Source organism: Thioclava sp. F42-5 (assembly GCF_002213195.1).
In the GTDB taxonomy this organism is placed as follows: Bacteria; Pseudomonadota; Alphaproteobacteria; order Rhodobacterales; family Rhodobacteraceae; genus Thioclava; species Thioclava nitratireducens.
Genome location: NZ_NBNZ01000003.1, coordinates 193,999 through 219,330, shown reverse-complemented (window position 1 = coordinate 219,330; position 25,332 = coordinate 193,999). Strand labels below are relative to the sequence as shown.

General features: G+C 64.8%; 28 protein-coding genes and 1 tRNA gene. 8 read left to right on the top strand and 21 right to left on the bottom strand.

Annotated features, from left to right (window positions below):
• The first annotated feature begins 5 nt into the window (after positions 1-5).
• Positions 6-680 carry a class I SAM-dependent methyltransferase gene (locus tag B6V74_RS10575; protein WP_088722762.1) on the top strand — a complete coding sequence of 225 codons (675 nt, stop codon included), beginning with the start codon at positions 6-8 and terminating at the stop codon, positions 678-680.
• On the opposite strand, the gene mfd is transcribed toward B6V74_RS10575, so the two are convergent.
• Positions 652-4,095, bottom strand: a complete 3,444-nt coding sequence (mfd, locus tag B6V74_RS10570) for a transcription-repair coupling factor (protein ID WP_088722761.1) — start codon at positions 4,093-4,095, stop codon at positions 652-654. The two genes, B6V74_RS10575 and mfd, sit on opposite strands and share 29 nt — an antisense overlap.
• A gap of 49 nt (positions 4,096-4,144) precedes the next feature.
• Positions 4,145-4,678 (bottom strand): hypothetical protein, encoded by a 534-nt coding sequence (locus tag B6V74_RS10565; protein ID WP_075774780.1) that lies wholly within the window; start codon positions 4,676-4,678, stop codon positions 4,145-4,147.
• A gap of 157 nt (positions 4,679-4,835) precedes the next feature.
• Here B6V74_RS10565 and hemB point away from each other — a divergent pair, with 157 nt between their 5' ends.
• Together hemB and B6V74_RS10555 are read left to right on the top strand one after the other, a co-directional pair.
• The gene (gene hemB / locus B6V74_RS10560; RefSeq protein ID WP_088722760.1) at positions 4,836-5,837 is read left to right on the top strand and encodes a porphobilinogen synthase; all 1,002 of its coding nucleotides are present in this window, start codon (positions 4,836-4,838) and stop codon (positions 5,835-5,837) included.
• 141 nt (positions 5,838-5,978) lie between these two features.
• Positions 5,979-6,536 (top strand): YSC84-related protein, encoded by a 558-nt coding sequence (locus tag B6V74_RS10555; protein WP_075774778.1) that lies wholly within the window; start codon positions 5,979-5,981, stop codon positions 6,534-6,536.
• Positions 6,537-6,635: 99 nt separating this feature from the next.
• Here the strand turns inward: B6V74_RS10555 and B6V74_RS10550 are convergent, their stop codons facing one another.
• The 4 genes from B6V74_RS10550 to B6V74_RS10535 form a co-directional block, all read right to left on the bottom strand.
• Positions 6,636-7,259, bottom strand: coding sequence for a lytic transglycosylase domain-containing protein (locus B6V74_RS10550; protein ID WP_088722759.1), 624 nt, complete (start codon positions 7,257-7,259; stop codon positions 6,636-6,638).
• Positions 7,260-7,376: 117 nt separating this feature from the next.
• Positions 7,377-7,916: a helix-turn-helix transcriptional regulator gene (locus B6V74_RS10545; protein WP_075774776.1), complete on the bottom strand. Its 540-nt coding sequence runs from the start codon at positions 7,914-7,916 to the stop codon at positions 7,377-7,379.
• A 6-nt stretch (positions 7,917-7,922) separates the two neighbouring features.
• Positions 7,923-8,522 (bottom strand): cytochrome b/b6 domain-containing protein, encoded by a 600-nt coding sequence (locus B6V74_RS10540; protein ID WP_077701218.1) that lies wholly within the window; start codon positions 8,520-8,522, stop codon positions 7,923-7,925.
• Between the two features lie 82 nt (positions 8,523-8,604).
• Entirely contained in the window at positions 8,605-8,868 is a 264-nt protein-coding gene (locus B6V74_RS10535) for a PepSY domain-containing protein (RefSeq protein ID WP_075774775.1), read from the bottom strand.
• 273 nt (positions 8,869-9,141) lie between these two features.
• Between B6V74_RS10535 and ssb the strand changes: the two genes are divergently transcribed.
• Positions 9,142-9,651 carry a single-stranded DNA-binding protein gene (gene ssb, locus B6V74_RS10530; RefSeq protein ID WP_075774774.1) on the top strand — a complete coding sequence of 170 codons (510 nt, stop codon included), beginning with the start codon at positions 9,142-9,144 and terminating at the stop codon, positions 9,649-9,651.
• A gap of 85 nt (positions 9,652-9,736) precedes the next feature.
• On the opposite strand, the gene B6V74_RS10525 is transcribed toward ssb, so the two are convergent.
• The 10 genes from B6V74_RS10525 to B6V74_RS10480 form a co-directional block, all read right to left on the bottom strand.
• Entirely contained in the window at positions 9,737-10,273 is a 537-nt protein-coding gene (locus B6V74_RS10525; RefSeq protein WP_088722758.1) for a DsbE family thiol:disulfide interchange protein, read from the bottom strand.
• On the bottom strand, positions 10,266-10,484 hold the full coding sequence (ccmD, locus tag B6V74_RS10520; protein ID WP_088718631.1) for a heme exporter protein CcmD: 219 nt from the start codon (positions 10,482-10,484) through the stop codon (positions 10,266-10,268). The genes B6V74_RS10525 and ccmD overlap by 8 nt, the downstream gene beginning before the upstream one ends.
• Entirely contained in the window at positions 10,481-11,209 is a 729-nt protein-coding gene (locus B6V74_RS10515; RefSeq protein WP_075774772.1) for a heme ABC transporter permease, read from the bottom strand. The genes ccmD and B6V74_RS10515 overlap by 4 nt, the downstream gene beginning before the upstream one ends.
• Positions 11,210-11,274: 65 nt before the next feature.
• A complete protein-coding gene (ccmB, locus tag B6V74_RS10510; protein ID WP_075774771.1) occupies positions 11,275-11,931 on the bottom strand; it encodes a heme exporter protein CcmB in 657 nt (218 codons plus the stop codon).
• A gap of 163 nt (positions 11,932-12,094) precedes the next feature.
• Positions 12,095-12,727: a heme ABC exporter ATP-binding protein CcmA gene (gene ccmA, locus B6V74_RS10505; protein WP_088718633.1), complete on the bottom strand. Its 633-nt coding sequence runs from the start codon at positions 12,725-12,727 to the stop codon at positions 12,095-12,097.
• The gene (locus B6V74_RS10500; RefSeq protein WP_075775103.1) at positions 12,724-13,113 is read right to left on the bottom strand and encodes an Mth938-like domain-containing protein; all 390 of its coding nucleotides are present in this window, start codon (positions 13,111-13,113) and stop codon (positions 12,724-12,726) included. The genes ccmA and B6V74_RS10500 overlap by 4 nt, the downstream gene beginning before the upstream one ends.
• Positions 13,097-14,083: a protein translocase subunit SecF gene (gene secF / locus B6V74_RS10495; RefSeq protein WP_075774769.1), complete on the bottom strand. Its 987-nt coding sequence runs from the start codon at positions 14,081-14,083 to the stop codon at positions 13,097-13,099. The genes B6V74_RS10500 and secF overlap by 17 nt, the downstream gene beginning before the upstream one ends.
• 13 nt (positions 14,084-14,096) lie before the next feature.
• Positions 14,097-15,767 carry a protein translocase subunit SecD gene (secD, locus tag B6V74_RS10490; RefSeq protein WP_075774768.1) on the bottom strand — a complete coding sequence of 557 codons (1,671 nt, stop codon included), beginning with the start codon at positions 15,765-15,767 and terminating at the stop codon, positions 14,097-14,099.
• Between the two features lie 21 nt (positions 15,768-15,788).
• The gene (yajC, locus tag B6V74_RS10485) at positions 15,789-16,127 is read right to left on the bottom strand and encodes a preprotein translocase subunit YajC (RefSeq protein WP_088718635.1); all 339 of its coding nucleotides are present in this window, start codon (positions 16,125-16,127) and stop codon (positions 15,789-15,791) included.
• Positions 16,128-16,434: 307 nt separating this feature from the next.
• Positions 16,435-17,598, bottom strand: a complete 1,164-nt coding sequence (locus B6V74_RS10480) for a M20 aminoacylase family protein (RefSeq protein ID WP_088718636.1) — start codon at positions 17,596-17,598, stop codon at positions 16,435-16,437.
• Positions 17,599-17,661: 63 nt separating this feature from the next.
• Between B6V74_RS10480 and mazG the strand changes: the two genes are divergently transcribed.
• A complete protein-coding gene (gene mazG, locus B6V74_RS10475) occupies positions 17,662-18,504 on the top strand; it encodes a nucleoside triphosphate pyrophosphohydrolase (protein ID WP_088722757.1) in 843 nt (280 codons plus the stop codon).
• Between the two features lie 65 nt (positions 18,505-18,569).
• Here the strand turns inward: mazG and B6V74_RS10470 are convergent, their stop codons facing one another.
• The 5 genes from B6V74_RS10470 to B6V74_RS19160 form a co-directional block, all read right to left on the bottom strand.
• Positions 18,570-19,385 carry a sulfite exporter TauE/SafE family protein gene (locus B6V74_RS10470; protein WP_088722756.1) on the bottom strand — a complete coding sequence of 272 codons (816 nt, stop codon included), beginning with the start codon at positions 19,383-19,385 and terminating at the stop codon, positions 18,570-18,572.
• 25 nt (positions 19,386-19,410) lie between these two features.
• Positions 19,411-20,409, bottom strand: coding sequence for a tRNA dihydrouridine(20/20a) synthase DusA (dusA, locus tag B6V74_RS10465; protein WP_088722755.1), 999 nt, complete (start codon positions 20,407-20,409; stop codon positions 19,411-19,413).
• Positions 20,410-20,496: 87 nt separating this feature from the next.
• Positions 20,497-20,573: transfer RNA gene (locus B6V74_RS10460), tRNA-Arg, on the bottom strand.
• A 51-nt stretch (positions 20,574-20,624) separates the two neighbouring features.
• The gene (aroB, locus tag B6V74_RS10455; protein WP_088722754.1) at positions 20,625-21,731 is read right to left on the bottom strand and encodes a 3-dehydroquinate synthase; all 1,107 of its coding nucleotides are present in this window, start codon (positions 21,729-21,731) and stop codon (positions 20,625-20,627) included.
• The gene (locus B6V74_RS19160; RefSeq protein ID WP_276206153.1) at positions 21,724-22,296 is read right to left on the bottom strand and encodes a shikimate kinase; all 573 of its coding nucleotides are present in this window, start codon (positions 22,294-22,296) and stop codon (positions 21,724-21,726) included. The genes aroB and B6V74_RS19160 overlap by 8 nt, the downstream gene beginning before the upstream one ends.
• A gap of 232 nt (positions 22,297-22,528) precedes the next feature.
• On the opposite strand from B6V74_RS19160, the gene B6V74_RS18775 reads away from it, so the two are divergent.
• Genes B6V74_RS18775 through B6V74_RS10435 form a run of 3 tightly spaced genes read left to right on the top strand, consistent with a single transcriptional unit; the run spans position 22,529 to position 25,321 of the window.
• Complete coding sequence (locus B6V74_RS18775) at positions 22,529-22,753, top strand: hypothetical protein (protein WP_075776469.1); 225 nt, start codon at positions 22,529-22,531, stop codon at positions 22,751-22,753.
• Positions 22,743-24,347 carry a hypothetical protein gene (locus tag B6V74_RS10440; protein ID WP_088722753.1) on the top strand — a complete coding sequence of 535 codons (1,605 nt, stop codon included), beginning with the start codon at positions 22,743-22,745 and terminating at the stop codon, positions 24,345-24,347. The genes B6V74_RS18775 and B6V74_RS10440 overlap by 11 nt, the downstream gene beginning before the upstream one ends.
• Positions 24,344-25,321, top strand: a complete 978-nt coding sequence (locus B6V74_RS10435; RefSeq protein WP_088722752.1) for a site-specific tyrosine recombinase XerD — start codon at positions 24,344-24,346, stop codon at positions 25,319-25,321. The genes B6V74_RS10440 and B6V74_RS10435 overlap by 4 nt, the downstream gene beginning before the upstream one ends.
• The last annotated feature ends 11 nt before the right edge of the window (positions 25,322-25,332 follow it).

Here is a 25,332-nt window from a genome sequence, read left to right as displayed (position 1 = left end):
CACCGATGTCGTCGCCCTATGCCCGCCCCGGGTTCTATGATGAGGCGCTCGCCAAGGGACGCCACCGCGACATCGTGGGCGGCCGCTGGGACGAGACGGGCCGCGCGCAGATGGCCGCGCTTCTGGATCACGGGCTGCGGCCCGATCATGTCCTTCTCGATATCGGTGCGGGGGCGTTGCGGCTGGGCTGCAAGGCGGTGCCCTATCTGGAGCCCGGCCATTACTGGGCCACGGATGCCTCGCGCGCACTGATGCTTGCGGGCTATGCGGCGGAGTTGGAGGCGCGCGACCGGCTCGATCCTATGCAGTTGGTCGAAGACGCGGATTTCGGTTTTGATGGCGTGACGGACACGATCACCCATGCCATCGCTTTCGGTGTCTTTCCGCATCTGGAAAGCGACGCGATTGCACATTGCTTCAACGGCTTGCGGCGCTTTGCTCAACTGGAGTGCCTGCTGCTTACGGTATTCCTAGCCCCCGAAGGCGCCACAATCCACCGACAGAACGACGGCGTCGTCACCCACGCGACCCGCGCGCCCTATCACCTTTCGGACGCCGCGCTCTACGCGATGGCGGAGGCGGCTGGCTGGCGCCTTATCCGCGACGACCGGATGCTGCCGCGCGGACAGGTGATGTTCCGCGCGGAGCCGCTCAGGCCTTCGTCTTCTTCGCCTCGATAACCTTCTCGGCCAGGTCGCGGGCGATCGCGAAGGCGCCCTTGATCTTGTCCTTGTCGTTCTTCCAGTCGCGGCGAATGACCAGCTTGTTGTCCTTTACCTTGGCCAGATCGCGCTGTGCGGTCAGGAATTCCACGAGCCCCTGCGGGTTCGGGAACTTGTCGTTGTGGAACTGGACGGTCGCGCCCTTCGGCCCGGCATCGAGCTTGGCGATCATCGCGCGTTTGCACATCGCCTTGATCCGGACGACCAGCAGCAGCGTGTTGACCTCTTTCGGCAGTTCGCCAAAGCGGTCGATCAGCTCGGCGGCGAACCCTTCCAGCTCGACCTTGGTGGTCAGGCTCGACAGGCGACGATAGAGGCCGAGGCGCACGTCGAGATCGGGGATGTAGCTCTCGGGGATCATCACCGGCACGCCGAGATTGATCTGCGGCGACCAATCGCCATCCGCCGTCTCGGTCAATTCGCCCGATTTCAGCTTCGAGATCGTCTCTTCCAGCATCGACTGATAGAGCTCGTAACCCACCTCGCGGATATGGCCCGACTGTTCCTCGCCCAGCAGGTTGCCCGCGCCGCGCAGGTCCAAGTCCTGGCTCGCAAGGTTGAACCCGGCCCCGAGGCTGTCGAGCGAGCCTAGCAGACGCAGCCGTTTCTGCGCTTGTGGCGTCAGCGGCATGCGCGGCTTCGTCGTCAGGTAACAATAGGCCCGTGTCTTCGCGCGGCCTACCCGGCCCCGGATCTGGTAAAGCTGGCTGAGGCCGAACATGTCGGCGCGATGAATTACCATCGTGTTCGCGGTCGGGATGTCGAGACCACTTTCCACGATCGTCGTGGCCAAAAGAACGTCGTATTTGCCGTCGTAGAAGGCGTTCATCCGGTCGTCCAACTCGCCCGCGGCCATCTGACCATGCGCCACGAGATATTTCACCTCCGGCACGTGGGTTTGCAGAAATTCCTCGATTTCGGGAAGATCGGAAATTCGCGGCACGACATAGAAGCTCTGCCCGCCCCGGTAATGCTCGCGCAGAAGCGCTTCGCGCACGGTGACCGTGTCGAATTCGGAGACATAGGTGCGGATCGCAAGGCGGTCGACGGGCGGCGTGCCGATGATCGACAGGTCGCGCACCCCGGTCAATGAGAGTTGCAGCGTGCGCGGGATCGGCGTCGCGGTCAGAGTGAGGACGTGGATCTCCGAGCGCATCTCTTTCAGGCGCTCTTTGTGCTGCACGCCGAAATGCTGCTCCTCGTCGATGACCAGCAGGCCGAGATTGGCGAATTTCACCGATTTCGCCAGAACCGCATGGGTGCCGATCACGATATCGACCGTGCCATCGCGCAGCCCCTCGCGGGTCTTCGTCGCCTCCTTGGCGGAGACGAAGCGGCTGAGCGGTTTCACATTCAGCGCGGTGCCCCGGAAGCGTTCGGCGAAGGTCTTGTAATGCTGGCGCGCAAGCAGCGTCGTCGGCGCGATCACCGCGACCTGCATGCCCGATTGCGCGGCGACGAAGGCCGCGCGCATCGCGACCTCGGTCTTGCCGAAGCCCACATCGCCCACGACGAGACGATCCATCGGCGTGCCCGATTTCAGATCGTCCACCACATCCTCGATCGCGCTCATCTGGTCGTCGGTCTCGGTATAGGGGAAGCGCGCGGCGAAGCTTTCCCACTCGTGATGCGGCGCTTCCAGAATGGGTGCGTGACGCAGGTGACGCTCTGCCGCGATCCGCATCAGCTTGTCGGCGATCTGGCGGATGCGTTCCTTCAGCTTGGCCTTCTTGGCCTGCCATGCGCCCCCGCCAAGCTTGTCGAGCAAGCCCTCCTCATGGCCGTAGCGGCTGAGCAGTTCAATATTCTCGACTGGCAGATAAAGGCGATCCCCGCCCGCATATTCCAAGAGCACGCATTCATGCGGCGCGCCAAGGGCCGTGACCGTCTCCAGCCCCTTGTAACGGCCCACCCCGTGATCGACATGGACGACCAGATCGCCGGGCGAGAGCGTCGTGTGTTCGGTCAGGAAGTTCTCGGCCTTGCGCTTGCGCCGCGGCTTCGAGACGAGCCGTTCGCCCAGCACGTCCTGTTCCGAGATCACGGTCATCTCGCCGCCGTCACGCGGGGCTTCGAACCCTTCGTCGAGCGGCCAGACCGTGAGGTTCACCCCCGGTCCGATCTCGCGCGCCGATCCGATCAGCTTCGCGCCGATCACGCCCTCGTCTTCCATCAGGCCTTTCAGGCGCTCACGTGCCCCCTCGGACCACGAGGCGATCACCACGGGACCATCGGCCAGACGCGCTTGAACATGGTCTTTCAACGCGCTGAACAGGCTGACGTTTTCCACCTTGCGTTCGGGCGCGAAATTGCGCCCCACGCGCCCACCCGCATTGAGAATGCCGGGTCCGGGCGGTGCCGGGATCACCTGCAGACGCAGCACGCGAAGCGGTTTCAACACCGCCTCCCAACTCTCTGGGTTCAAATACAAAAGCTGCGGCGGCGCGGGTTTGTAGACGGAGTCCAGCCGGTCGCGCCGGGTCATCGCTTCGCGCCGCGTGTCATACTGATCCGCGATGCCTTCCCAACGGCTTTCCTGCTGCGCCGCGATCTGGTCGTCGAGCATCACCGACGCATCGGGCAGATAGTCGAAAATGGTCTCGAGCTTTTCATGGAAGAAGCCCAACCAATGCTCCATCCCCGCCTGTTTGCGCCCTGCCGAAACCGCCTCGTAAAGCGGGTCTTCCGCACCGCCCGAGCCGAATTCGATCCGGTAATTCTGCCGGAAACGGGTGATCGCCGCCTCGTCGAGGATGACCTCGGAGACCGGCGCCAGCTCCACGCCTTTCAGCTTCTCGGTGGTGCGCTGGCTGACCGGGTCGAAGCCACGCGCGTCGTCCAGCACATCGCCGAACAGATCGAGCCGCACCGGACCGCCCTCGCCGGGCGGGAAGATGTCGATGATGCCGCCGCGGATCGCGTAATCGCCGGGCTCGGACACGGTCGAGGCCTGCGAGAAGCCCATCCGGACGAGGAATTCGCGCAACGCCTGCTCGTCGATCCGCTTGCCGACCTGCGCGGTGAAGCTCGCGCCCGCCAGAACCTCGCGCGCGGGCACGCGCTGCATGGCAGCCGAAAGCGTCGTCAACAGAACGAACGGCCCGGGCATCCCCGAAGCCAGCGCGGCCAACGTCGCCATCCGCGTGGCGGAGATATCGGCATTGGGCGAGACCCGGTCATAGGGCAGACAATCCCACGCCGGGAAGTCCAGCACCGTCGCCTCGGGCGCAAAGAACGCAAGTGCCCCGCGCATGGCCGCCAGACGGCGATCGTCGCGCGCGACATGGATGACCGACTTGCCCTTGGCAAGTTCCTTGGCCAGCAAGGCGGCGTCGAACCCTTCCGGGGCGCCCGAGAGAAGAAAATGCTCCATAGCCAAGCGAGGTATCCGGCCTGTCTCCGGTGTCAAGTTGCTTCGCGCGTCAAACCAGCATCGAGGCGAGAAGGTTCTGATACATTCCCCAGAGCGCGCTCACGATGATCGCGACCACGCCGATCGCCTGCACGTTCACCCGGTGGCGCGAGAGCGCCTTGATCGCAATCGCCGGGTCATGCGCAAGCGTGGGCTCTGCATCGAGTTTATGCGCCAGTCGCAGGCTCAAGCCGAACACGGCCATCATCGGCACAAGCAGCAGAGCGAAAGCCTGCGCCGTCTCCGAGCCGTAGATGAACCCGGTGATGATGAGAAAGCTCAACATGAAGGGGATGGTGATCGACATCGAGAACCCGGCATCGCGCCGGATGCGGTTCAGCCGCCGTGCGCTCAGCGCCGTCATCGCGGCCAGATCCTGACCCGCGTCGCCTCCCTTGCGGCGCGCGCGGATCACCATGTCCCACGGCACGCCCAACACCCAATGCGAGGCCGAAGACCAGACTGCGGCCAAGGCGATCCAATACCACAGGTTGGAAAAGCTGCGCAGGTCGATCAGCCGCGCGATCGTGTCGAAAACTTCCAAGCCCCTCGCCCTCGTTCTTCCGGGTCGTCGTGTCGCGCCCCCTCCTGACGATGCATAGACCAGCCCAGCCCCGAGCGGAAGCCCGCGCGGATCTGCCGCGCTTGCCTGTTACATCGATCCGTGGCACCCATTTTGCCCGAGCCAGAGGAGCCAGCCGATGAACCCGATCCTTCCGCCCTTCCCCCACACCCGTTTGCGTCGGATGCGCCGCACTGCAGCGCTTCGCGATCTCGCGCAGGAGCACCGGTTGAGCGTGAAGGACATGATCTGGCCGATCTTCATCACCGACGTGCCGGGCGCGGATGTCGAGGTGCCCTCGATGCCGGGCGTCGTGCGCCGCACGCTGGAGGGCGCGGTGCGTGCCGCCGAAGAGGCCGCGAAGCTCGGCATCCCGGCGATCTGCCTCTTTCCCTATACCGATCCGGCGGTGAAGACCGAGGCCTGTGAAGAGGCCTGGAACCCCGAGAACATCACCAACCGGGTGATCCGCGCGATCAAGGCCGAGGTGCCCGAGATCGCGATCATGACCGATATCGCGCTCGACCCCTACAATGCGAACGGCCATGACGGGCTGGTGCGCGACGGGGTTATCCTCAACGATGAAACCGTTGAATGTCTTGTGAAAATGGGGATCGCGCAGGCCGAAGCCGGGGCCGATATCCTCGGGCCTTCGGACATGATGGACGGGCGGATCACGGCGCTGCGCTCGGCGCTCGAAGGCGCGGGTCATTCGGACGTGACGATCCTCAGCTATGCCGCGAAATATGCCTCCGGCTTCTATGGACCATTCCGCGACGCGGTCGGCGCCACCGGTGCGCTCAAGGGCGACAAGAAAACCTATCAGATGAACCCCGGTAATTCCGACGAGGCGATCCGGCTGGTCGCGCGTGATCTGTCGGAGGGCGCAGACATGGTCATGGTGAAGCCGGGGATGCCCTATCTCGACATCTGCCACCGCGTGAAAGAGCAGTTCGGCGTACCGACCTATGCCTATCAGGTCTCGGGCGAATACGCGATGATCATGGCGGCGGTTAAGAACGGCTGGCTCGACCACGAGAAGGTCATGCTCGAAAGCCTGATGAGCTTCCGCCGTGCGGGCTGCGATGGCGTGCTTACCTACTTCGCGCCGGAGGCCGCCAAACTGCTCGGTAACGGCTGAGCAGGGTCTTGCCACTTCGGCGTGAATTGGCTCAAGAAGAAGTGACAAAGCGGGTTCCCTCGTCTATTAATTGTGCCAAGCGGTCGTAATAAGACCATTCAGCCCGGCGCGAGATCGGGCATATCGAGCGGAGCGACAGACATGACGAAACTTTCCAGACGGACCCTTCTGGCGATGGGCGGTGCGGGGCTCGGCCTTGCGGCCTGCGGCAACGGCGTGGGCAGCGCAGGCAGTGCCAAGCTGGACGCGCGGGTCGACGCCACCCGGAACTACCTTCTGACGAAATATCCCGGCACCCGCGATCTCGAGAACAAATCGGTGGGCGTGCTCTGGATGCCGCTGATGACCGAGGCGGGCTTCGGCGTAGGTGGGGCTTTCGGGCGCGGCGCATTGCGGATCAACAACGTGACGGTCGATTACTACGCGGCGGCAGCGGCGAGTTTCGGTCTGCAGATCGGCGCACAGCAATATGCCCATGCCCTGTTCTTTATGACGCCCGAGGCGCTGTCCAGCTTCCGCCGCGGCGATGGCTGGCAACTGGGCGCGGATGCGCGCTACGCGGTGCCGGATCAGGGCGGCGCGATTTCGGCCTCCACGCTGACCTCGACCGCGCCGATCATCGCGCTGGTCTTCGGCCAGGCCGGTCTGATGGCGGGCGCGACGCTCGCGGGCACCAAGTATACCCGGATCATTCCGTAAAATCTGCCGCTTAGACTGCTTCCTTAAAGCCAAACATAAAGAAAGCCCCGCAGATTGATGATCTTGCGGGGCTTTTCATGATTTAGGGCGCATAATGGATCAACCGCCGAGGATCACCCGCACATAGTTGCGAGTCTCGCGATACGGCGGAATGCCGTTATGTTTCGCGACCGCCTCCGGCCCAGCGTTATAGGCCGCGAGCGCCAGCCGCCAGCTTCCGAAGCGATCATACATCATCTTCAGGTAGCGCGCGCCGCCCTCGAGGTTCTGCGCCGGATCGCGCGGGTTCACGCCCAGTTTCGCGGCGGTCGCGGGCATCAGCTGTGCCAGCCCCATCGCCCCCTTGTGCGAGCGCGCCTGCGGGTTCCAGCCGCTCTCCTGCTGCACGAGCCGCAGAAACAGGTCGGTCGGGATGCCGTGGCGCGAGGCCACCGATTTCGCGGTGTTGATATACTGGCCGCGATACTTGCCGTTGTAGCGTGGAACGCTCTCGGCACTGGCCGTCTGGGTCAGCTTGCCGCCGGGTCGCAGCCGCGAGGAATGTTCGTATTGCTGGGCTGCGCGCGTGTCGAGGATGTTGGTCTGGTTTCGGAACAGCATCGCACGCGATTTCGAAGAGTTACCCTGAAGCCTCAGCCCCTCTGCCTGGGCGCTCATCGGGCCCGTCATCACCGTTGCCGCGGCAATCGCCGTAAGCCCGAGAATTCCGATCGTCCTACGCATCGGCCCCTTACCATTCACTGTCCATATTTTCGGGGCCAAACTATAAAGAAATCGGCAAAAAGTTAAAGGAAAACGCCGAATGCCTCGGCAATCTCCCGCCGACTCGCTTCCCTAACGTCAGATTGCGCGTGCCTGTTGCGCTTTCGCATCAGCCTTGATGGGGCCGTGAAACAACTCCTCCACGAAGATCGAGACAAGCTGGGAGCGACCCGAGACCCCTGCTTTGCGGTAGACTGAATTGAGGTGGGATTTCACCGTCGCCTCGCTCGATCCGCGAAAGGAGGCGGTCTCCGAGACCGAGAATCCTTTGATGGTGAAGGCCGCCACATCGGCCTCTGCGGGCGTGAGCCCCCATTGGTCGAACTGCGCGCCCATCATCTCGGCCATCGCGCCCTGTGCGGCCCCGATGGTGCGATCCGCGCGCGCCTGACGGCGCAGGAGCGCCCAGAGCACCGTCGCCTCAACGACGATCCCCGCGATAAGGCCGAGATTGGCGAACAGCTCCATGTTGAGATCCACCGTGAACCGTCCGGCTTCGCGGATGTCGTTGAACACGTCTGCCACGAAGAGAGCGGCACAGGCCGTCTGGAATAAGATGAGGGCGACCAACGCGCCCTCTTTCGTCCAGACCGAGACTCGCGCTCGCGATATCGCCATGGGCGTTTACCCTCTGTTGCTGCGGAACACCTTCTTACCGGTGATCATCGCGCGCGCAAGGTTCACGCGCAACCGACGGCTCTCAAAGACGACGGCGGCGATATGGGCGGCGATCGAAACCTCGGCCCAGTTGACGGCCAGTTCATGCACTTCCTTGGGCCATTTCACGCCCCAATAGGCGTCGGTCGTCATCAGGTAACCCGAGCCCGCGATGACCAGAAGCGTGATCAAAAGATTGTAGATCATCAGCGCGCCGAGTGGCGAATGGCCCAGATGCGCGTGCCGCCGCCCCGTCGCCATATCGCGCAGCTGCGTCAGCGCGCCGGTGGGCGATGGCGGGAAATCCTTGAACTTCGCATGACGCGTCCCGAACACCCCCCAGAGGATGCGCGCGATCACGAGCCCCGCGACCGTGTAGCCGATCCAGTGATGCAGATCATTCTTCGGCGAGGTGAAGAAGGCGTTGGCGGTAAAGAGGCCCGCGATCGACCAGTGGAACACCCGGACGAACGGGTCCCAGACGCTATGCGCGCCAACGGGCGGCGGTTCTGCGTGAGACGTTTCATGCGACGGAAGATCGGTAAAGCTCGCGTCTTCGATGGCCATGATCGGGCCCTCCTGCTGCTTTCGGGAAAGACTGGCGTGAAGAGGACGGGCCGATCGTGCCGGCCCGCCCCCGAGGATCGGATCAGTTGCTGTCCGAACGCTTCACCTGCTTGAGGTTCGAGTCGAAGAAGAGTTTGGCGCGCTTGCCGTCCTTCATCGCGTAAACCTCGATATAGCCGCCATCCGTTTCCATGCTGCGAACCTGGTATCCCTGATCTTTCAGCTCGGCTGCGAGCTTCTGCTCTTGTGCCGGGGCCACGTCGCCTTCGCCACCTTCGGCGAGTGCGGGGAGAGTGGAAGCAGCGGCAATCGTAGCGCTCGCGGCGATCAGCATCAGGTATTTCATGGGGTATCTCCTCATGGGATATGGGTTTGCTCGACCGGATCGGGCGGGGTCGTCCCCGGGTGCCGTCCGGCTCGTGCAGACCTGGGGCAAACCCGGACCGCCAGCTATCGACGCAAGGTTGGAAATGCGGTGCCGAAATCGCTCTCAAACCAAAGATGCACGCGGGATTTCGCCGCTTTCCGTCACGGTTGAGCGAAGCTTCGCCCCTAGGCTCCAGCGGGGCTCTGCTCTATACCCTTTGGGACCAATTCTAGAATCGCAGGCGGAGGCAATATGGCAGGCAGCGTCAACAAGGTCATTCTGATCGGCAATCTGGGGCGCGACCCAGAGGTGCGGACCTTCTCGAACGGCGGCAAGGTGTGCAACCTGCGCATCGCCACCTCCGAGACGTGGCGCGACCGCAATACCGGCGAGCGCAAGGAGCGCACCGAATGGCATTCGGTCGCGATCTTCTCGGAGCCGCTGGCGAAAGTGGCCGAGCAATATCTGCGCAAAGGATCGAAGGTCTATATCGAAGGCCAGCTCGAGACCCGCAAATGGCAGGACCAGAACGGTCAGGACCGCTACTCGACCGAGGTCGTGCTGCGCCCCTATCGCTCGGAACTGACCATGCTCGACGGGCCTGGCGGCTCGGGCGGCGGTCAGGGCGGCGGTGGCGGTGGCTACGGCGGCCCGTCCTCGGGTGGCGGCGGCTACGATGACGGCGGCGGCTATGGCGGCCCGTCCTCGGGCGGCGGCGGCGGCGGTGGCCGCTCGGATTTCGACGACGAGATCCCGTTCTAAGCCAGAAACAAGAAAGGCCCCCGGTTCGGGGGCCTTTGCTTTTGAAGCTGTCCGATGTCAGAGAAGCGCGCCTGCGCCCTGCCCTTTATTTCGCGGCGGTTTCGCCATCCAGAAGCGGGCGCAGATCCGAGGCGATCACGCGCTCTGTCAGCGGTCCGGCAAAGCGATAGAGCACCTTGCCCGCGCCATCGATCACGAAGGTCTCTGGCACGCCGTAGACGCCCCAGTTCAGCGCCATCTTCCCTTTCGGATCGGCCCCGAGTTCGGCGAAGGGGTTGCCCATCTCGCTGAGGAAACCCTGCGCCTTGGCGGGCTTGTCCTTGTAGTTGACCCCATAGATCGGAATGCCTTCGTCCGAGAGCGCTTCGAGGTTGGGATGCTCCACCCGGCAGGGCGCGCACCACGAGGCCCAGAAATTCACCAGCTTGATCTTGCCGTCCTTCAGATCGGCATCGGTGAAGGGTTTGAAATCGCCCAGAGGCTCCAGCTGCACCGACGGCGCCGGTTTGCCCGCAAAGGCAGTGGGAAGCTGCGTCGGGTCTTCGCGCGTCATCCCCCAGATGAACACGCCCGCGAGCCCCGCGAAGATCAGCGGCGGCAATAGCATCAGCGGCTTAACCATGTGCGCCCCCTTTCCGGCGGGCCTCGGCCTCGGCCAGTTGACGTTTCACCTTCGCGCCCCGCATCAGCGAGACGACGACGATCAGCACCAGAAGCACGACCGTCGAGGCCCAGGCGATATTGACGGTGTAGGTGTAGGATTTGGTGGACGGGTCCACGAGGACGACGCCGCCCTCGGTGACGGTGCCGCCTTGTTCGGTCGTATCACTCATGCCATGCGCTCACGTTGCTGGATGGCGCCCAGACGGCGCGCGCGGACCTCGGTGCGGGTGCGGATCAGCACCAGCGCGAGGAAGAAAAAGATGAACCCGGCCATGCAGAGAAGCAGCGGGAACCAGTAGACATCCGCGATGTGCTGCTCGGAATCCATCGAGAGCGTCGCCCCCTGATGCAGCCCCTGGTTCCAGAAATTCGCCGCATAGCGCGAAAGCACCGCGAAGACCCCGCCGACGAGGCTGAGCACGCCGGTCAGATCGGCGGCCGTATCGGGGTTCTCGACCGCGGCCCAGAGCGCGATATAGCCGAGATAGAACAGGAACAGGATCAGGAACGACGTCAGGCGCGGATCCCATTCCCACCAGGTACCCCACATCGGCTGGCCCCAGACCGCGCCGGTGATCAGCGCAATCAGCGTCATCACCGCGCCGATGGGCGCCGCGGCCTTGGCGGCGAGCGCCGAGACATGGTGGCGCCGGATCAGCCAGATCAGCGAGGTCACGACCATCATCACCCAGATGTTGATCGCCATCATCGCGGCGGGAACATGGACATAGATCACCTTCACCGAGCCGCCGAAATTCTCGGCGGCCGGGACGAAGAAATAGCCCCAGACCAGCCCGACGATCAGCGTGATCGCGGCAATTCCCACCGTCCAGGGCAGGACCTTGTCCGTGGTCTTCATGAATTTGACGGGGTTGGCGTATTCCCAGATCGACATCTTGTTGTTCTGCTCACCTTCTGGCCAGGTTGGCTCTTCCTATCATGGGATGCGCGCGGGAAGCCCTAGCGCAGATTGACGCGGATCGCGGCGGCCGAGGCGAAGGGCACGAGCGCGATCGTCGCCGCCGTGATCCCGGCGAGCATCAGAAGCGGTGTCTCGGTGTTCATCCCCTCGGCGCCACGGCGCACGAGCTCCGCCCCGAAGATGAGGGTCGGCACGTAGAATGGCAAGACCAGCAGCGACAACAAAAGTCCTCCGCGCTTCAGCCCGACGGTCAGCGCGGCCCCGAACGTGCCCAGAACCGAAAGCGCGGGCGTGCCCAGAAGAAGCGAAACCACCATCCAGACATGCGCCCCTTGCGGCAGATGCAGCAAGATCCCGAAGATCGGCGCCGCGACGACCAGCGGAAGCCCGGTCGTGATCCAATGCGCGAGCGCCTTGATAGAGACCACCCCTTCCAGCGGCACAGGCGCGGTGACCAGCAGATCGAGCGAGCCATCCTCGTAATCGAGCGCGAAGATCCGGTCGAGCGAGAGCAGGCAAGCCAGAAGCGCTCCGACCCACAGGATCCCCGGCGCGATCCGCGCGAGGATTTTCCCCTCGGGGCCGACGCCGAAAGGCACCAGCGTCACCACGATCAGGAAAAACGCGAGCCCGAGCCCGAAGCCGCCACCTGCGCGTACCGCGAGGCGCAGGTCTCGCATAAGAAGCGCAATCATGCCCGGCCTCCTTCGGGAGCCATGGGGGCGCTGCCCCCCTCGCGGCTGCGCCGCTCACCCCCCGGAATGTTTTCGCCAAGCCGAGACTGGGCGCAGCTGCTTTCGCCTTGGTCCAAATATCCCCGCCGGAGGCTCCCGACCGCGCAGACCGCGCCGCGGTACGTCACAGGAAGGCCTCGTCGAAGGCACCCTGCATCCCGCCCTCTTCCGGCATCTTGGCCTTGAAGGGCGTCAGGTCGAGGACCTTCGCCTCGTCCAGCCCAAGATCGATATGGGTCGCGATCAGCGCCGCTCCGCCGCCCGCGAGATGGCCGCGCACGGCCTCGGCGAACAGCGCGACGGAGGCCGTGTCGAGCGAGACGGTCGGCTCATCCAGCACCCAGATCGGGCGCCCGGTCACCAGAAGACGCGCAAGCCCGAGGCGGCGTTTCTGCCCCGCCGACAAGCTATGCGCAGGCCGTGTCTCGAGGCTTTTGAGGTTCATCCGCGCCAGTGCCGGCTCGATATCGCGGGTCGCATAGACCGACGCCCAGAAGCCGAGGTTCTCGCGCACGGTCAGCGTCGATTTCAGCCCGTCGGAATGGGCGGCATAGGCCATGCTTTCCGGCGGCACCGAGACTGTCCCCGCCAGAGCCGGTTGCAGCCCCGCCAAGGTGCGCAGGAGCGTCGTCTTGCCGACCCCGTTGGGACCGCGCAACACTAGCGCATGACCGGCGTCGAGCGTGAAGCTCAGGTCTTCCAGCACCGGAAGCCCCCCGCGCGACACTGCGAGCCCGTCGACCGACAGCATGCTCATTCAGGCGTCTCGGAGGCGTCGGGTTTTTCCGGCATCGCGATCAGCGCGCAGCCGACGCGGCGGCCTTCGGACAGCAGCACGTTATAGGTACGCGCCGCCGACGGCGTGGCCATGCCCTCGCACATCAGCCCCTCGGCCTCCAGCTCGGCCACGAGGTCCTTCGGCAGATGGGCGATCTCATCGCCGGTGCCGATGAACAGCACGTCGAGCTTTCCTGCGAGCGCGAGCAGCGGCGCGCGGTCGTCCAGACCGCCCCAGCTGCCCATCTCCTCTCCCGAGACCCAGATCGAGCCTCGCGTGACCTCTCCGGCGACGCGGAAAAATCCCGGCCCGTAACCGTCGATCGGCAGCGAGGCCCCGAAATTGGCTTCAGTCAGTAGCGACATCCGTTTTGTCGAAGAACTTCTCCGAGGGGTCCTTCTTCTCCTTGTTGCGGTCCAGCCCGATGAACAGGACGATGTTCTTTGCGACATAGACCGAGGAATAGGTACCCACGATCACGCCCCATGTCATCGCGAAGACGAAGTTGCGGATCACGTCGCCGCCCAGAACGAGCAGCGAAATCAGCGCCAGCAGCGTGGTGCCCGAGGTCATCACGGTGCGCGACAGCGTCTCGTTGACCGAGAGGTTCATCACCTCGCGCAGCGGCATCTTCTTGTATTTCACGAGGTTCTCGCGAAGACGGTCGAAGACGACGACGGTATCGTTGATCGAGTAGCCGAGGATCGTCAGCAGCGCCGCGATGATCGACAGGTCGAACTTGATCTGGAACAGCGCGAATATGCCCACGGTAACGGTCACGTCGTGGATCAGCGCCGCGACGGCGCCGACCGAGAACTGCCACTCGAACCGCAGCCAGATATAGACGAGGATCGCGGCGACCGCGGCCAGAACCGACCAGATCGCGGTCCAGATCAGCTCGCCCGAGACTTTCGGGCCGATCGACTCGGTCGCGACGATCTTGATGTCCTTGTTCACCGTTTTGAGCGAGTCCAGCACCTTGGCCTGGGTCTCGGGGCTGATCGCCTCCTGCCCGTCCTGCGCCTGGATGCGGATCGTGACGACCTTCTGATCTGCGCGGAAGTTGGGGTCATAGACCTGCGTGATCAGCACGTCGCCCAGACCGAGCGGCGCGATGGCCGAGCGATAGGCGCCGATGTCGACCGGTTCGGTCTGGTCGGCCTCGGTACGGATCGTGGTCCCACCTCGGAAGTCGATGCCGAGGTTCAGCCCCATGGTCAGCACGAGCACGATCGAGGCCAGCACCATGACGACGGAGAAGCCGAAGGTCGCGACCTGATGCTTGAAGAAGTCGAAGTTGGTCTTTTCGGGAACCAGTTTCAGACGGAATGCCATGTCTCGATCTCCCTTAAAGAACCAGTTCGCGGGGACGACGGCGCGCGAACCAGAGGCTCACGAACAGCCGCGTCACCCAGATCGCGGTGAAGACCGAGGTGATAATCCCGATCAGGAAGGTGACGGCGAAGCCCCGCACCGGGCCCGCGCCCAGCACGAAGAGGATCACCGCGGTGAGGAAGGTGGTCACGTTGGCGTCGATGATCGCCGACATCGCGCGCTCGTAACCCAGTTCGATCGCTCTGGCGGCTTTCGCCTTTTGCTGATTGCGCAGCTCCTCGCGGATACGTTCGAACACGAGCACGTTGGCATCGACCGCGGTCCCCATTGTCAGCACGATCCCAGCGATACCGGGCAGCGTCAACGTGCCGCCGATTGCCGACATGATCGCGAAGATCAGCGCGATGTTGATCCCCAGCGCCAGCGAGGCGAAGACGCCGAACGTGCCGTAGGAGGCGATCATGAAGACCACCACGAGCACCGCGCCCACGGCCGCCGCCATCTTGCCCGCGGCGATCGAATCCGCGCCGAGTTCCGGGCCGATGGTCCGCTCTTCGAGGAAATTCATCGAAGCAGGCAGCGCGCCGGCGCGCAGCAACAGCGCGAGATCGGTCGCCTCTTTCACCGTGAAGCGGCCGGTGATGATGCCCGAGCCGCCCGCGATATGCGATTGGATCGTCGGGGCCGAGATCACCTTCTTGTCGAGCACGATGGCGAAGGGCTTGCCGATATTGTTCTGCGTGTAATCGCCGAAGGTGCGCGCCGCGCTCGCGTTGAAGCGGAAGGCCACCGCCGGATAGCCGTTCTGATCGGTATCGGGGCGCGCGTCCGTCAGGTCCTCACCGGTCACGACCGGAACACTGTCGAGGATGTAATAGAGGCCCTTCTGGTCGGCCGAGGGCAGGATTTCCTGATCCGAGCCCACGGCTTCATTCGGGTTCGAGCTGGTGCCGATCACCGAGTTGAAGGTCAGTTTCGCCGTGGTGCCGATCAGCTGCTTGATCTCCTGCGCGGAGCTCGCGCCCGGCACCTGGATCAGGATGCGGTCGGAGCCTTCGCGCACGATCGTCGGTTCACGGGTGCCAGCGGCGTCGATCCGGCGGCGCACGATCTCGAGCGATTGCTGCATCGTGCGGTCGTCGGTCGCGGCTTTCTCGGCATCCGAGAGCTGGACGATAAGCTGGTTGCCCTGGGTGGTGATCGCGAGCGTCTTCTGGCCCACGCCGGTCAGCGACGAGACCGGGTTGTTCAGCGTCTCGGCGATCTTCTGGGCTTCGGCGATCTGGTCGGCATTGCCGATCTGGATGCGCAGAACGCCGGGATCGGCGTTGAGCCGACGGATCGAGCCGAGCGTCCCGCGTTCGGCGGCGAGCGCCTTGCGGAACTCGGGCCAGAGCGCATCGACGCGGGCCTTGTAGACCTCGTCGACATTGACCTCGGCCAGAAGCTGCGCGCCGCCGCGCAGATCGAGACCGAGGTTCACGATGTCGGAGGGCAGCCAGTCGGGCCAGCCCGCGCGCGCGGCCTGCTGATCGGGCGTCAGGGCCTGGCCCTTCGCAGCGGCGGCAACGGCATCGTTATGCCCCTCCACCCGGTTGTAAAAGATGTTCGGCGCGGCAAAGACGAGCCCGATCACAACGACGATCAGGATCAGCACGCGCTTCCACAGCGAAATATGCAACATGGGGGACGGGCCTTATATGGCTTATTCGGAGGTCTTGGCGGGTTCGGTGCGCGAGAGAACCTGCACGATGGTCGATTTCACAACGCGGACCTTCACGCCCTGCGCGATCTCGACTTCGACTTCGCCGTCTTCTTTGAGATGGGTGACTTTGCCGAGGATACCGCCCTGGGTCACGACCTGATCACCGCGGCGCAGCGCCTCGAGCATCGCCTTGTGCTCCTTGGCTTTTTTCTGCTGCGGACGGATCAGCAGGAAATACATGATCACGAAGATCAGGATCAGGGGAAGGAACTGGCCGAACGCGGCGGCGGGGTTGCTGGCGCCACCGGCGGCCTGCGCGAAAGCGGGGGTCACGAACATGATCTATGGTCCTTTGTCATGGGCCTTGGGGGCATGACGCCCCGGTTGTCGGCGCGCACCCTATCCGTGGCCCTGAGGCTTGGCAAGGCGAAGCGGCCCCGGCACGCGCGTCCTCACGTCGCGTTGACGGGGCGAAAGGAGGCGCGCAGCGCCGGGTCGTCGCCCGGTCGCGACAAAGAGCAACGGAAACGGTGTGCGGCCCGCGTCGCGAAAGGGAGACACTCGACGCGGAAAGAGGGGCTCTGCCCCGTTCCTGCGGAGCGTCCCCGGAATACCTGCACCTAGGGGAAAGGGCACCCGGTGGCCGTCAGGCCAGCGGCAGGGCGCGCTCGGCCAGACGTGCGAGCAGCGATGCGCCCACCGGCGCCGCCTCGTCGTTGAAATCGAAGCGCGGATGGTGGAGCCCCGCCCCCTCGCCGGTGCCCATGAACAGATAGGCGCCGGGCCGCGCGGCCAGCATATAGGCGAAATCCTCGGCGCCCATTTCACGCGGAGCATCGGTGACCACGCGCTCGGGGCCCGCGATTTCACTTGCGACCTCCGCGGCGAAGCCGGTCTCGTCAGGGTCGTTCACGGTGGGCGGGTAGCCACGTTCGTATTCGATCTCGACGCTGACACCGTGCGCCGTCGCGATACCTTCGCAGATCTCGTGGATCCGTTTCTCGGCCAGATCGCGGATTTCCGGCTCGAAGCAGCGAATCGTCGCAGTGAGAAAGCCGCTTTCGGGGATGATGTTGAGCGCGGTGCCCGCGTGGATCTGCGTTACCGAGATAACGAGCGCATCTCCCGCGCCCACGTTGCGCGCGACCACCGTCTGCAGCGAGGAGACCATCGCCGAGAGCGCCGGGATCGGATCGATGCAACCCTGCGGTGTCGCCGCATGGCCGCCGCGCCCCGTCACCGTCACGCGGACCTCGTCGACCGACGCAAGATAGGGACCGGGCGTGGTGTAGAAATGCCCGAAAGGCAGCCCCGGCGCATTGTGGATCGCGTAGACGCGCGAGATGTCGAAGCGCTCCATCACGCCGTCCTCGACCATCACCTCGGCGCCGCCGCCGTCTTCCTCGGCGGGCTGGAAGATCAGCGCGACGGTCCCGGCGAATTTTCGGGTCTCGGCGAGATAGGCCGCCGCGCCCAGAAGCATCGCCGTATGCCCGTCATGCCCGCAGGCATGCATCTTGCCGGGGGTTTCCGAGGCATAGTCCGCATGGGTTTCCTCGGTGATCGGCAGAGCGTCCATATCGGCCCGCAGGCCCACGGTCGGGCCCGCGCCCTGCCCCTTTATCAGCGCCACGATACCGGTCTCGGCGATGCCCTCATGAATCTCGTCCACCCCGATCTCGCGCAGCCGGGCCGCGACATAGGCCGAGGTTTCGTGCAGCGCGAAGCGCAGCTCGGGATGGCGATGCAGCCAGTGCCGCCATTCGGTCATTTGCGGGCCGAGATCGGCGATACGGTTGAGAACGGGCATAGTGGACTTCCCCTTGCGGGCTGGTTAGGCCAGAGGCATTCGCATGGCAGGAGGCAAGCTGCAATGGCCAAACCCGACGATGCCCTGATCTTTGATGATACGGGAGACGCCGCGCATCAGTTCACCCGGCTGACCGCGATCATGGAATGCCTGCGCGATCCCGAGACCGGCTGCCCGTGGGACCTGGAGCAGGATTTTGCCTCCATCGCGCCCTACACGATCGAGGAAGCCCATGAAGTCGCCGATGCGATCGCGCGCAAGGCTTGGGCGGAATTGCCCGGAGAGCTGGGCGATCTCGCGCTGCAGGTGGTCTATCACGCGCAGATGGCGTCCGAGGACGGGCGTTTCGACATCTCCGACGTGCTGCGCGCGATCAACGCCAAGATGGTGGCGCGCCATCCGCATGTCTTCGGGTCGGAGAGCCGCGAGAAATCCGCCGAACAACAGACCGCCGATTGGGAAGCGATCAAGGCGGCCGAGCGCAAGGCTGCAGGCAAATCCGAGCGTGTCGGTGTTCTGGACGGGGTCGCCTTGGGCCTGCCCGCGCTGACGCGTGCGATCAAGCTGCAGAACCGCGCGGCCCGTGTTGGGTTCGACTGGCCTTCGACCGATGAGGTTCTGGACAAGATCGTCGAGGAGGCGCGCGAGTTGGAAGAGGCGCGCGACGAATTGGGGCCGGAGGAACTGGCCGAGGAGTATGGCGATCTGCTGTTCGTGATGGTCAATCTGGGGCGGCATCTGGGGCTGGACCCGGAGGCGTCCCTGCGCGCGGCCAATCTGAAATTCACCAATCGGTTCAATCATATCGAGCGCGAACTTGAAGCGCGTGGGAAAGCGCCCAAGGAGAGCGATCTAGCCGAGATGGATGCGCTCTGGAACGAGGCTAAGGCGCGCAAGATCAAGTGACGGAGGGGGGCGCTGCCCCCGCGCATTCGCGCCCCCCGGGATATTTTCAGCAAGCCCGAAGAGACTTAGAGGAACGCTTTTCGCAGCATGTTCAGCGCGACGAGCATAAGAAAACCCGCGAAGACACGCTTGAGCTTCCTGGGATCGAGCTTATGCGCCAGCGCTGCGCCCAAGGGGGCGGTGAGCGTGGTCATCGCGATGACGATCAGGAAGGCGGGGATGTTGACCGCGCCGATCGAGTAAGGCGGCGCGTCGGGGACCGGGGTCAGCAGGAAGCCGATCGCCGAGGGCAGCGCGATGGTCACGCCGAAGCCTGCCGAGGTTGCGACCGCGCGGTGGATCGGAATGCCATGCAGCGTCTGCATCGGCGTACCGATCGACCCGCCCCCGATGCCCAGAAGCACCGACAGGAAGCCCATCAGCGGGCCGAACCACGCGCGGAAGATGCCACCCGGCAGCCCGTCCGAAATCCGCCAGCTCGATTTGCCGAACATCATGTAGCAGGCGATCAGCAGCACCATGACCGCGAAGATGATCTGCATGGTCGAAGAGCGCAGTTGATGCACCACCAGCACCCCGATGATCGCACCGATGGCGATTGGGACGACCCATTGCTTGAGGATGTCCCAGTCGACCGCGCCCTTGCGGTTATGGGCCATGACCGAGCGGATCGAGGTCACGATGATCGTGGCCAGAGAGGTTGCGACGCAGACTTGCATAAGATCGCTCGACCCGTAGCCCAACCCGCTGAAAAGATAGAAGAACGCGGGCACGAGGACGATCCCGCCGCCGACGCCCAGAAGCCCCGCCAGAACGCCTGCGAACGCCCCCACTGCCATCAGGATCAGGACGAGCGGCGCGAGCGTGGCGAAATCGGGCATGTCGGGAAATCTCCTTGGGTTCCGCTCAGTTAACCCGTTCACGTACCGCTGACAACGCACTCTCGAAAAGTTCAACCCCGGCACCGTCGCGGGTCGCGCCTTCCGACAGAATCTGCCGGAAGCGCCGCGCGCCGGGCTTGCCGTGGAACAGGCCCAGCATGTGGCGGGTGATCTGGTGCAGCCTGCCGCCGCGCTCGAGATGGCGCGCGATATAGGGGATCATCGCCCGCGCCACATCGAACGGATCGCGCGCCTCGCCCTGCCCCCAGAGGCGCCGATCGGCGGCGCCGAGCACCTCCATCGGCTGGTGATAGGCCGCGCGGCCCACCATCACCCCGTCGAGCCCTTGCGCGAGTTCCTCCTCGGCCGCGAAGAGATCTTTGATACCGCCATTGATCGACAGGTGAAGCTGCGGATAGGCCGCTTTCATCGCGTGGACGAGCGGGTAATCGAGCGGCGGGATCTCACGGTTGTCCTTGGGCGAAAGGCCTTGCAGCCACGCTTTGCGCGCATGGATCGTGATCCGGGTCACGCCTGCGGCGGCAACTTTCTCGATGAATTCCGGCAGCACTTCCTGCGGGTCTTGGTCATCCACCCCGATGCGGCATTTCACTGTGACTTCTACCGGTTGCGCGGCGATCATCGCAGCGCAGCACTCCGCCACCAGATCGGGCGTCTTCATCAAGACAGCGCCGAAGGCCCCGGATTGCACGCGATCCGACGGGCATCCACAGTTGAGGTTAATCTCGTCGTATCCGAAATCCGCACCGACCTGCGCCGCCTCGGCCAGTTCCTTGGCATCCGAGCCACCCAGCTGCAGCGCCACCGGATGCTCGGCATCTTCGAACCCCAGCAGCCGCTCCCGGTCGCCGTGAATCACTGCGGGTGCGGTCACCATCTCGGTGTATAGCAGCGCATTGCGGCTGATCTGACGGTGGAAGTAGCGGCAATGGCGGTCGGTCCAGTCCATCATCGGCGCGACCGAGAGCTTCGCTGCGCGGATCAGGGCGTCATCTGTCGTCATCGCATCTCTCATCGGGTCTGTCTCGGGGCCGTCTCGATAGCGTCTATGCCGCCCCCAAGGCGCTGAAATTCCGGAAACTGGGGGAAATGGCGCACCCAGAAGGATTCGAACCTTCGGCCTCTGCCTTCGGAGGGCAGCGCTCTATCCAGCTGAGCTATGGGTGCCTGAAGCGGCGTATAAAGAAGGAGCGCGCGGCTCGCAACTGGGAAATCGGCTTACCGCGCGGCGAGCGCGTCGTCGAGCACGCCTGCCAGCACGTCGCGCGGCACATCCGACGTCACGAAAGCCTCCCCGATGCCGCGCGCGAGAATGAAGCGCAGCTTGCCATCGAGCACTTTCTTGTCCTGCGCCATCAGGTCGATCAGCGCGTCGCGCCCCGGCAAATCGCCTTCGATATCGGCCAGATCGGTCTTCATCCCCATGTCGCGCAGATGCGCACGCACGCGGCTCGGGGCCTCTTGCGAACACAGGCCGAGGCGCTGGCTGAGCTCGAACGCCATCGCGCAGCCGATCGCCACGCCCTCGCCATGCAGGAGGCGGTCGGAATAGCCTGTCGCGGCCTCCAGCGCGTGGCAGAACGTGTGACCAAGGTTGAGGAGTGCGCGATCGCCCTCCTCCGTCTCGTCGCGCGCCACGATCTCGGCTTTCATCTCGACCGAGCGTTTCACAGCGTGCAGCCGCTTTTCCATGTCGCCCGCCGCCATCGCGGGGGCGTTGGCCTCGAGCCAGTCGAAGAAATCCGCATCGCCCAGAAGGCCGTATTTCACCACCTCGCCATAGCCCGCGAGGAAATCACGCGGCTCGAGCGTGCCGAGCACGTCGAGATCGGCCAGCACCAGCGAGGGCTGATGGAAGGCGCCGATCAGGTTCTTGCCCTGCGGCGCGTTGATCCCGGTCTTGCCGCCCACGGAGCTGTCGACCTGCGCAAGAAGCGAAGTCGGGATTTGCACGAAGCGCACGCCCCGGCGCAGCACGGCGGCCGCAAACCCCACCAGATCGCCGATCACGCCGCCGCCCAAAGAGATGACGATATCCTTGCGCTCGACCTTCTGCTCCAGCAGCCATTCGACGGTGCGGGTGAATTGCGGCCAGCTCTTCGTACCCTCGCCCGGCGGCAGGGTCAGCGAGACCATCTCGATATCGCCAAGACCGCGGCGCAGGGTTGCGAGATGCAGATCGGCCACCGTCTGATCGGCGACGACGGCCACGCGCGGACGGCGCAGCAAGGGTGCGATCTCGGTGCCTGCGTTTTCCAAGAGCCCGGTGCCGATGCGCACCTCGTAGGAACGCTCGCCCAGCTCGACCGGCACGATCTCACGCATCTTTCACCTCTTCGATCAATCCGTCCACCTCGCGCAGATGGCTCACCACCTTGCGCGCCATCCCCAGCACGGAGAGGCCCGGTTCGGCCTCCACCACGATTTGGGCCTTCTCGTAATGCGGAAGGCGCGCCGTGAGCAGGTCGCTCAGCGTCCGTTTCGGGTCGGCTGTGCGCAGCAGGGGCCGCGTGTTCTTGTGGCGCACGCGATTCCACAGGATCTCCAGATCCGCCTTCAGCCAGACCGAGACGCCGAGCCGGTTGATCAACTCGCGGTTCTTTTCCGACAGGAAAGCCCCGCCTCCGGTGGAGATGACGCCGGGCGGCCCCATCAGCAGCCGCTCCAGCACTTCCGATTCGCGGGCGCGGAAGAACGGCTCGCCATCGCGGGCGAAAATTTCGGCCACGGTCATCTGGGCGGCGCGTTCGATTTCGTGGTCGCTGTCGAGAAACGGCGAATCGAGCATCTTGGACAGCGCGGTACCAACGGCGGTCTTTCCAGACCCCATCATGCCCACGAGCACGACGGAGCGCGTCAGATGGCCCACTTTCCCGGTTTCGCCTTCCACTGCGCCCCCTGCCTCGCGTCGCCTGCGGTATTCCTGCCCTGTCAATCCCGGCGGGGCGGACAAGGCTTGCCATCGGCGGAGCCTTGCACAATCGTGACGCAGGACCCCTTGAATGGCGTGAACTTCCCTGAAATGCCATATATGATCAACGCGAAACCGCAACCAAGAACGGCCCGCCCGCCGAGAGACACGATCTGGGACGGGCCGCGACAGACGGCAGAAAAGAGAGATTATGGGGCGCATCTTCAAGCTTATCGTCATCCTTCTGGTGCTTGGCGCGATCGGCGTGATCGGCTTTGCTTACTTGGGCGACATGAGCCCCGACAGCCAGGAACAGCGTATCGAGGTCACCCTGCCCGACGGCACGGGTGCCGCGGCGGGCGCGGGTAGTTCCGATGCGAGCACCAAGACGGGTACCGATGCCGGGACCGACGGAGATACGGCGAGTGGCAACTGATCGCCGTCCGGCGATCCTCGGCCTGATCTGGCTGAGCGGTTTCGCGCTTGGCGGTCTCGTGGCGGGTCCGGCCGCCGCGCAATCGACGACGCCGGTGGATGCCTCCGCGACGACCGGCAGCCCGATGTCCGCAATCGACTGGCTTTCACATTCGCTGGCGACCACGCCGCGCGGCGGTTCGACCTCTTCGCAAGCTCCGGTCACCGGCGCGGGCGGGATCGAGGATATCGCGGTGCTCTCGCTCGATGCGCCCTCCGCCGACAGCCTGGGTCTTCTGACTCCGGATCGCACCGGATTGCCGCGCGATCTCTGGGGCAAGACGCCCGAGCCGGAACTGGCGCAGGCGCTGCGGGCAATGCCGCTCGATCAGCTGCCCGCGCTGCAGGGCTTGAGCCTGACGCTTCTGCTGGCGGAACTGAATCCGCCCCAGATCGAGACGCCGGCGCAACGCAACCAGCTCTTCCTCGCCCGGATCGACCGGCTGTTGGACATGGGTGCGCTGGAACAGGCGAATGCCCTTCTGGGACAGGCAGGCACGGCGAGCCCCGAGATTTTCCGCCGCAGCTTCGACGTGGCGCTGCTTCTCGGGCAGGAAAACCGCGCCTGCAAGATCATCGAGCGCACTCCCGGCATTGCACCATCCTACGCGGCGCGGGTGTTCTGTCTGGCGCGCAACGGGCAATGGGACACGGCCGAGCTGACCTATGGCACCGGCAGTGCGCTGGGGCAGATCCCGGCAGAGGACCAGTCGCTGCTGGAGCAATTCCTCGATCCGGCGCTGGCCGAGGAGGCCGGCGATGCGCCGCCGCCCGATCACGTCACGCCCTTGGCCTTCAAGATGATGGAGGCGATCGGTCAGCCGCTGCCTACTGCGACGCTGCCGCTGGCCTTCGCACAGGCGGATCTGACCGAGAATAACGGCTGGAAGTCGCAATTGGAGGCCGCCGAGCGGCTGGCCCGCGCGGGTGTGCTCGACCCGAACCAGTTGCTGGGGCTCTATACCGAGCGCAAGGCAGCCGCGTCGGGCGCGCTCTGGGATCGCGTGTCGGCGGTGAGCGCGCTGGATGATGCGTTGGAGAGCGGCAAAGCCGATGCGATCGCGACCGCCCTGCCCGCCGCCTATGATGCGATGGCCCCGGAAGACCTGGTCCCGGTGCTGGGCACCCTGTTCGGGGACCGGCTTGCGGGCATGGACCTGCCGGGCCGCGCCGGGCGCATCGCCTATGAGCTGAGCCTGCTCACCCCGAATTACGAAGAGAACGCCCTGAAATCGGCGCCGCAGTCACCGCGGGCCAAGCTGCTCAAGGCCCTCGCTGCGGGCGATACCGGAACCGCGGCTGCGACCGGGGCCCGCGATCAGGCGCTGAAATCCGTCTTCGATGCGTCCCCCGCTGCGCCGCCTGCTCGCTACGAGAGCTTGCTGCCCGACCAGCTGGGCCTCGCCCTGATCGAAGCGATCGGCGATGTAAGCGAGGGATCGAAAGGCGATTACCCGCGGCTTCGGGAAGGTCTGAGCCTACTACGGCTCGCCGGGCTGGAAACCGTCGCCCGGCGCGCCGCGATCGAGATGATTGTACTCGGAGACACCCCGTGACCGGCCCCGGTTCAGACGCGCCGCCCGATCCGCAATGGCTGCCGATCTTCCTCGACGCTCAGGCCGCCGAAGCGGGCGCAGCGCGCAACACGATCCTGAGTTACGGGCGTGACCTCAATGACTTCGCGGGGTTTCTTCAGGCAAAGGGGCTTAGCTACGCCAGCCTCACCCGCGCTGATATCGAGATCTACCTGATCCGCTGCGAGGCAGAGGGTCTGGCGAAATCGACCCGCGCGCGCAGACTCTCCGCGATCCGGCAGCTTTACCGCTTCGCCTATGAGGAAGGCTGGCGCGCGGACAATCCGGCGATCCGCATCTCCGGCCCCGGGCGCGCGCAGCGCCTGCCCAAGACGCTGAGCCTCGAGGAGGTGGAGGCTCTGCTGGAGGCTGCCCGCGATCAGGGCCGCTCGCAAAAGGACCAGATCCGCAATCGCTGCCTGATGGAACTGCTCTACGCGACCGGGATGCGGGTGTCCGAGCTGGTCTCCCTGCCCGTTTCCTCCGCGCGCGGCGACCCCCGGATGCTACTCGTGCGCGGCAAGGGCGACAAGGAGAGGATGGTGCCGCTCTCGCCCCCCGCTCGCGAGGCGCTCGCCGACTGGCTTAGCGCACGCGACGAGGCCGAGGAACAGGCGCGCATCGAACACCGCGCGCCGCCCTCGCGCTACCTTTTCCCGTCGGGCGGCAAGGAAGGTCACCTCACGCGACAGGGCTTTCACAAGCTCTTGAAGGATATCGCGGTCAAGGCCGGGGTGAGCCCCGCCAAGGTCACGCCCCACGTCTTGCGCCACGCCTTCGCCACCCATCTTCTGCAAGGCGGTGCCGATCTGCGGGCGATCCAGATGCTTCTGGGGCACGCGGACCTGTCGACCACGGAGATCTACACCCATGTGCTGGACGAACGGCTCAAGGAGCTGGTGCTGACCCATCACCCGCTGGCGAAACCGCGCGGCAAAACTGACGGCACCGCTTGAATGCGTCCTGC